7 protein-coding genes, 1 tRNA gene and 2 pseudogenes are annotated in these 6,878 nt (G+C 43.0%); 5 read left to right on the forward strand and 5 right to left on the reverse strand.

Features of this window, described 5'->3' with window-relative positions; translation table 11 throughout:
- Window positions 1-171 precede the first annotated feature (171 nt).
- A tRNA-Leu gene (locus IC21_RS01760) sits at window positions 172-255 on the forward strand.
- Between the two features lie 301 nt (window positions 256-556).
- Here IC21_RS01760 and IC21_RS16010 read toward each other — a convergent pair.
- Window positions 557-646: pseudogene (locus IC21_RS16010) on the reverse strand (four-helix bundle copper-binding protein); the annotation flags it as partial.
- Window positions 647-691: 45 nt separating this feature from the next.
- Complete coding sequence (locus IC21_RS01770; RefSeq protein WP_029143015.1) at window positions 692-910, reverse strand: DUF2933 domain-containing protein; 219 nt, start codon at window positions 908-910, stop codon at window positions 692-694.
- A gap of 216 nt (window positions 911-1,126) precedes the next feature.
- Here IC21_RS01770 and IC21_RS01775 point away from each other — a divergent pair, with 216 nt between their 5' ends.
- The 3 genes from IC21_RS01775 to IC21_RS01785 are packed head-to-tail and all read left to right on the forward strand — an operon-like array spanning window position 1,127 to window position 3,641.
- Entirely contained in the window at window positions 1,127-1,564 is a 438-nt protein-coding gene (locus tag IC21_RS01775) for a hypothetical protein (protein WP_029143014.1), read from the forward strand.
- Between the two features lie 30 nt (window positions 1,565-1,594).
- Complete coding sequence (locus IC21_RS01780) at window positions 1,595-2,992, forward strand: sensor histidine kinase (RefSeq protein ID WP_029143013.1); 1,398 nt, start codon at window positions 1,595-1,597, stop codon at window positions 2,990-2,992.
- Window positions 2,967-3,641: a response regulator transcription factor gene (locus IC21_RS01785; protein WP_017554156.1), complete on the forward strand. Its 675-nt coding sequence runs from the start codon at window positions 2,967-2,969 to the stop codon at window positions 3,639-3,641. The genes IC21_RS01780 and IC21_RS01785 overlap by 26 nt, the downstream gene beginning before the upstream one ends.
- Window positions 3,642-3,712: 71 nt before the next feature.
- Here IC21_RS01785 and IC21_RS01790 read toward each other — a convergent pair whose 3' ends face one another.
- Window positions 3,713-4,267, reverse strand: a complete 555-nt coding sequence (locus IC21_RS01790; protein ID WP_013860065.1) for a YdhK family protein — start codon at window positions 4,265-4,267, stop codon at window positions 3,713-3,715.
- A gap of 210 nt (window positions 4,268-4,477) precedes the next feature.
- Between IC21_RS01790 and IC21_RS16015 the strand changes: the two are divergent.
- A pseudogene (locus IC21_RS16015) lies at window positions 4,478-4,975 on the forward strand (SDR family oxidoreductase); the annotation flags it as partial.
- Window positions 4,976-5,071: 96 nt separating this feature from the next.
- On the opposite strand, the gene IC21_RS01795 reads toward IC21_RS16015, so the two are convergent.
- Both IC21_RS01795 and IC21_RS01800 read right to left on the reverse strand, forming a co-directional pair.
- Complete coding sequence (locus tag IC21_RS01795; RefSeq protein WP_029143012.1) at window positions 5,072-5,725, reverse strand: YkyA family protein; 654 nt, start codon at window positions 5,723-5,725, stop codon at window positions 5,072-5,074.
- Window positions 5,722-6,657 (reverse strand): polysaccharide deacetylase family protein, encoded by a 936-nt coding sequence (locus tag IC21_RS01800; RefSeq protein WP_029143011.1) that lies wholly within the window; start codon window positions 6,655-6,657, stop codon window positions 5,722-5,724. Before IC21_RS01800 ends, IC21_RS01795 begins: the two co-directional genes overlap by 4 nt.
- Window positions 6,658-6,878 lie beyond the last annotated feature (221 nt).

Here is a 6,878-nt window from a genome sequence, read left to right on the forward strand (position 1 = left end):
AAGTGAAGCACGGTAGCCGAAAGTGTACAAAAAGAGTGTCTTGGAATACCCGATATTTAAACCTTGTCGAGAAAAACTTGACACATACAATTTTAAAAAAGGTATTGCTTTTTTCTACCGGGCATTATATAATAAATTTGTCGCTGATGAGGCGAACAAAAATAAAATAATGCGGATGTGGCGGAATCGGCAGACGCGCTAGATTCAGGTTCTAGTGGTGGAAACACCGTATGGGTTCAAGTCCCTTCATCCGCATCACAAAAAGCAAGGATTTCAGTTTATGGCTGGGATCCTTGCTTTTTTATTTTGATATTAAATTTCCTGCCGCATTGTTCCGGAGACCAAGAAATATAAAACAAATACATCGAATTGTTTTCTGCCGGCCATCCATTCCATGATGTTAGGAGCGCCATGAGAAAAATTGGTTTTTACCTTGATTTAAACCGGCGATCCAATTTTTATTTTCTTCCGTTCGCTTAAACTTAAACACATCATTCCCGTTTTATTGATTTTGCCAAAAACCGGTTCCCTTTTTGATAAGGGAACCGGCTTTGTGTCAGGCCATTTTCCGGCAAGCTTCCGCACAGCGCAAGCATGCTTCGGCGCATTTTTGACAATGGTCATGGCTGTATTTCCTGCATTCCTCGCTTAACTAAAAAGGCAGGATCATTTTTCTCCTGCCACTTTATCTTCATGATGTTTTCTTCTGATCATATTTATCAAATGCATCCAGCCTTTTTTTCAATCTTTGATTTTCCTCTTCCAACTTCTGAATCCTCTTATGCATCCCATGGCTATGTTCCAGATGGGCTTTTTTTCCGTGCCCGCCTCCATGGCCATGTCCCCCTAACATCATGAAGATCATCATGAGCGGGCATGCAAGAAACAGCAAAGTATTTAACCATTCCATTTGTACTTCCCCCTTCTTTGCATCAATCGTAAAATTTTCCTGTGCAGAAAATGTGGAGATTTTCGAGGAACGCCCCCTCTTCACGCTTTGTTCACAACCCCTTATATCTTTTATAAAAGCACACGAATATGCATACTTTCTTCAAATTTATGATTTATACTATCTTTGATCATTTTTTGCAGACGGCAAATTATAAAGTTACAGGAGATGAAAAGCATGAGCAAAAGATTGGCAGGATTGGCAGCCATTTTGAGTTGCATACTCATTCTTGCAAGCTGCCAAAGCAAAACCAGCCAGGGGAAAGATACCAGCCCTAACAAAGACCCCGGGCTGAGCGAAAAACAAGTGGAAGCCAAAATCAACGTCCAGCAAAACGGCAAAAATAATCTCTATGCTGTCAACTTAGTATCCGGAAAGCTCGGCACAAAAACAACCGGAAAAGTACTGACGGATACAGACTGCACTGCGGACATCAAAGGCGTGAGCCGCTGTAAATCGAAAATCAAGTTGGCGGATGAAAGCGTGATGAAGGTGATTACGCCACATAATATGAAATATTACCGGTGCTATAATATTGGAGAAAGAGTGACTGTCATACCGGGAAAAGACGGGCAAACCTATGTCCGGGTCAACACATCCTCAAAAGCAAGTTAATTTTTTGCAGAGAATTCCAAACGGGCGGGGGTGACGAAGCTGAAGCATTTAAATCATATTTCTTTTAAAATTGGCTTGATTTTCTTTGTGATTATGATTGATTTGGAAGGATTCGTGATTTACTTTTTGCACCAAAATATAGTCAAAGAGCGTGTAAAAGATGAATTCAATTCGCTTTTAGTGAGAAGCAACAGCCACCGGGATGTGCTGGAACAATACAATGACCCGGATTCCATCCACCGTGTTGCTGTAATGGAATCCAAATCCGATCTCATCGTGATTGTATTAAATGGCAATAAAAAATCCATCATTGCTTCACGCCCGCTCGACCGGGGAATGCGAAACATCATTTCAAAGCCCGTTGGCAAAATCACACACAAGGGAAAAATCATAGAAAAGCATTGGGAAGATGAAAAGTACATTGCATCCGTCAGCCCGTTTAAAAACGGCTATGTCTACATGTTTAAGGATACAAAACAAGTTCAGCAGCTGATCTCACAAATGAACCACCACTTCTGGATCGCCGGCCTTCTCGCATTCGGCATTACGCTGATTTTGATCATCCTTTTATCCCGCATTCTGGCGAGGCCGCTGATTAATATGAAAGTAGCGACAAAGAAAATTGCGAAAGGTGACTTATCTGTTGAAATCCCGGTTTACAGTAAAGATGAACTCGGACAGCTTGCTGAATCGATCCGCACGTTGGCCCGCGAGTGGAACCATCTTCGCGAGGAAAGAAGCGAATTTTTGGCTTCCATTTCTCATGAACTCCGCACGCCATTAACTTACATCAAAGGTTATGCAGATATTGCGCGGAAAAACAACTGTGCGGATAACGAAACCTATTTAAATATTATTTATGAAGAAGCCGCGAAATTGTCAGATATGATTCAAAATCTGTTTGATTTGGCGAAAATGGACCGGAATTCATTTCAAATCCAAAAGCAAAACTTCCCGCTGTTTCAAATGCTAAAGCAAATTGAACATAAATTAAGCCCGGCTTTCCAAAACAAAAGGATCATCCTGACAGTGAAGTGTCATCCTTCCATCCTGCTGATTGCAGACCCGGTCCGTTTTGAACAAGTCGTCATCAACCTGCTGGATAACGCTTATAAATATTCAGAGCCACATACGAATATCTTTCTTACCGTAAAAAAAGCAGATGGAGCATGGAAACTCATTGTGCAGGATCATGGAAAAGGGATACCCGAAGAGGATCTTCCCTATATTTTTGAAAGATTTTACCGGGTTGATAAGTCCAGATCAAGGTCTTTCGGCGGTACGGGGTTAGGCCTTGCGATTGTAAAAGAAATTGTAGAGGCTCACAATTGGCATATTCACGCTGACAGCCGGGAAGGTATTGGGACCACTATGGAAATCCGGTTTCAAGGAGGAGATATCATTGAAGAAGCTGCTGCTCGTAGATGATGAAGAAAGGATGCTGGATTTGCTTGCGTTGTATTTGGAACCGGCAGGATATGCCTGCGACAAGGTAACACGGGGACCGGAGGCAATCAGGTATATTCAGGAGGAAACTTACGATCTTATTCTTCTGGATATCATGATGCCGGAAACGGACGGCTGGGAAGTTTGCAGACAGATCCGGAAAATGAGCCAGGTGCCGGTGATCATGCTAACGGCGCGTACAGATAAACCGGATGTTGTCAAAGGGCTGAAAATCGGTGCTGATGATTATATATCCAAACCTTTTGACGAAAAAGAACTTCTCGCCAGAATTGATGCAGTCTTACGGCGTTCCAACCAAAATCAGAATGAAACCATTGAAAAAAACGGATTAAAATGGGATCCGGTATCTTTTCAAGTATTCTGCCAGAATCAGCCTGTCAGCGTGACACCGAAAGAGTTTGCGATGCTTGGGCTGTTTCTGCAGCATCCGAATCAGGTTTTCTCCCGCGAGCAATTATTAACTTCTATCTGGGGATATGAAGTGGAAACAGAAGACCGGACCATTGACTCTCATATCCGCAATGTACGGGATAAATTAAGAAATGCGGGATTCCCGGTTGACAGCCATTTGCAGACGGTTTGGGGCGTTGGATATAAGTGGGTATGGTGAAAAATGAAATTTAACGTTGAACACGGCAAAAAAGGGGCTGCCTGAAGAGCCCCTTTTAATCCTATTTAAAATTACTTGGCGGAAAGTTCATCTTCTGTTACCCATTTATGATTGGTTACCTTTTCTCCGCCATTCGCCGGCGTGTAATCCACCATATAGACTGTTGTTTTCTTTGACGAAACAATTTCAGCAGATGCCCCTTTCATGCCTTCCATATGATTTGCTTCCAATGTCACTTTTGTTCCTGGCTTTAACGCTTTATTCCCCGCCCCTTTAATTTCTTCCTGAACAACCCATTTATGGTTTTTTACTTCGGCTCCGCCTGTTACGGGCTTATAATTCACCGCATAAACGGTTGTGGCGTATGCAGCTTTTACAGTTGCTTTCGCGCCATTCATCCCTTCCATATGGTCAGCGTGGATGACAACCTGGCTGCCTGTTTTATATTTTGGGTTGCTTTCTTTTTTCATTCCTTTTGGTACTTCGCTCGAGCCGGAATGATTCATTTCCATGTGTGAATGGGAATCCGCGCTTTTGCTATCCGCAGATTTTGTTTCACTGTTGCCGCATGCCCCTAAAGAAAAGAGAATTGCGAGAGAAAAAATGCCTGCTAATACTTTTTTCATGATCTTACGTCCCCCTTGTCGCTTATCCTTTCTTTTAAAGATACCCGGCATTTGTGCAGAAATTGTGCATTTTACTGTTTACACAAGAAAAATATTGCGTGAATACGGTAGTTTCACGGCTTACTCCAGGACTCAACGCTGTTTTCAATATGGCTTTCAAATACATCTGAATAGGGTTTCATCAAATCGAATGGCGACCAGGCGGTTTACCGGGTAACAGATGTGACCAAACCGGAAGATTCCCGGGAGCTTGTCCGGCTTGCCAAAGATGCTTTCGGCGGTGTAGTTGTGATTTTCCTGAACGCCGGCATTATGCCGGATTCCCCGCTTTCCGCATTAAAAACGGACGAATGGAACAGCATGATCGGCATTAACATTAAAGGGGTTTTAAACGGGATTGCGGCAGTATTGCCAACGTTTATCGCGCAAAAATCAGGGCATATCATTACAACTTCTTCCGTAGCCGGGCTTAAAGCTTACCCGGGCGGGGCAGTTTACGGCGCAACGAAATGGGCGGTACGCGATTTAATGGAAGTATTGCGCATGGAATCCGCACAGGAAGGGACCAACATCCGGACTGCGACAATTTATCCGGCGACCATTAACACGGAATTGCTGGAAACGATCACGGATAAAAATACATCACAAGGCATGACGGCACTGTATGAGCAATATGGCATTACGCCTGACCGGGTTGCCAATCTCATCGTATCACCCAATTTTCCAGCCGTTTTCCTGTCCCAAAAAAAGAAGCCCGGGACCGGCATAATGCCGGTCCCGGGCCTCTTTAAAAAAACGCCCAATTTAATAAAGCCCTGCTTTTTTAAAATACTTGTCTTTTTCGCGGTTATACCGTTTCGTATCCTGGTTGAATTGGCGAATCGTTTGTTCCATTTCCCCATTGTATTCATTTATTTTTTTTATTTGATTATCTAACTCGTCCGGGCTGAACTTCTCCAGATTTTTATAAAATTTGCCTTGTAATGCCAATTGTTTTTTATAATCACCAAAAAAAGTGTTCATATATTTTTTGCGCTCATCCATGATGGTAAGCAGCTTCTGCGCCTGTTTCCGCTGCCCGCCGTCTTTAATTTTTTCCACATTTTCTTTTATGGATGTCGATTGTTCATATGCCTTTTGGAAATTCTTTTTGGATTTCCTCAGCTCTTTCCACTGCTTTTCGGTATAGCTGTCCGCCGTTTTTAATTTCCGCTTCACTTCCGGGCGGTTTTCGTCATTCAGTTCAAGTTGGTTTAAATCAGCATAAATGGACGCCACTTTTTCTTTATATTGGTCCAGCTTCTCCTGGTTCGCGACAAAATCTTTTTCATAGGATGCGGATTTCTTTAATTCTTCGTATATGCTGTCCGCTTGTTTTTTGTCTGAATGGCACCCGGCAAGAAGCAAAAGAAGCCCCGGCAACATCATTCCGAATACAATAAATCTTTTCACCCTCATCTTCTCCCCGTTTCAACTGGATGACGGATTGGATGACAGCGGCCTTCACACGGAAACGTTACCGCGGGCGTTTTATTGGTCAGTACTTTTGTTTTATAGCCCTGCTTCTTGATAAACTTTAGTAACTTCGGCAAATATTTAACGGTTTCCGGTTTGTCATGCAAAAGGATGACCGGCGTTTCCCCTGCCTGTTTTTTTTGCCGGATTTGCTGAATCGTATACTGGACATACCGTGCATCTTTTAACTCCCAGTCGCTGCTGTCCACATTCCAATCCCAAATATGGAACCCATTTTTATCCAGTAAATCGCGCATTTCATCTGTTAAATACGGAATACTTCCATACGGGAGGCGTACCATATAAGATTTTACACCCGTGACGTTTTCCAATATTCTTTGATCCTCAGCCATTTCGTGTAATGGCGCGGATGTATTGCTGTAGATCGCTCTTGCTTTATGTGTGATCCCGTGCAAGGCAAGCCCGTTTCCATTTTTGTACATGCGTTTTACGACTGCCGGATGCTCTTTTATTCTTGGCCCGAGCATGAAAAAGGTCGCTTTCATCTGATAAGCTTCCAACAGATCCAATAACTGGTTGGCCGCACTCGACGGGCCGTCATCAAATGTTAAGTAAATGGCATTTTCTTTCAAATCTTTCTCGTTTTGCTTCGCCACTTCTTTCTGTCTCTCCGCTTCTTTTTTCTGCCGCTGTTGCCCGATCATCGATTTGTACAAAGGAGAACCCGCAAACACTGTCATTGGCGCAGGCGAAAAAGATAAAGTGCGCAGTGATACAGCATGCGCATCTTTTCCTTTGTCTTTCGCTGACATCTTTTCCCCTTTGCCAACGAGTCCGGCCAAAACAACAACAATCAACGTAAATAAGAGCGCCGACACAACTTTTCCCTTGAAATTTAATTTCCTGCCGCGCATATCTCTCTCCCCTGCTCAAAGGCTCACCGTATTTTTCATTTGCTGCCATCTTCCGACATCATCCGCAAAAACTGTCAAACATATATGATTCAGTATACACGAATATCCACAATTTTACCATACTCTACAAAATCTTGTATGTGTCAAGTTTTTCTCGACAAGGTTTAAATATCGGGTATTCCAAGACACTCTTTTTGTACACTTTCGGCTACCGTGCTTCA

Source organism: Heyndrickxia coagulans DSM 1 = ATCC 7050, assembly GCF_000290615.1.
Lineage (GTDB): Bacteria > Bacillota > Bacilli > Bacillales > Bacillaceae_C > Weizmannia > Weizmannia coagulans.

Bases quoted from the DNA above. Each gene is read 5' to 3' on its own strand.
- IC21_RS01790 (WP_013860065.1), bottom strand. From the start codon at position 4,267: ATGAAAAAAGTATTAGCAGGCATTTTTTCTCTCGCAATTCTCTTTTCT.
- IC21_RS01795 (WP_029143012.1), bottom strand. From the start codon at position 5,725: ATGAGGGTGAAAAGATTTATTGTATTCGGAATGATGTTGCCGGGGCTT.
- IC21_RS01800 (WP_029143011.1), bottom strand. From the start codon at position 6,657: ATGCGCGGCAGGAAATTAAATTTCAAGGGAAAAGTTGTGTCGGCGCTC.
- IC21_RS01775 (WP_029143014.1), top strand. From the start codon at position 1,127: ATGAGCAAAAGATTGGCAGGATTGGCAGCCATTTTGAGTTGCATACTC.
- IC21_RS01770 (WP_029143015.1), bottom strand. From the start codon at position 910: ATGGAATGGTTAAATACTTTGCTGTTTCTTGCATGCCCGCTCATGATG.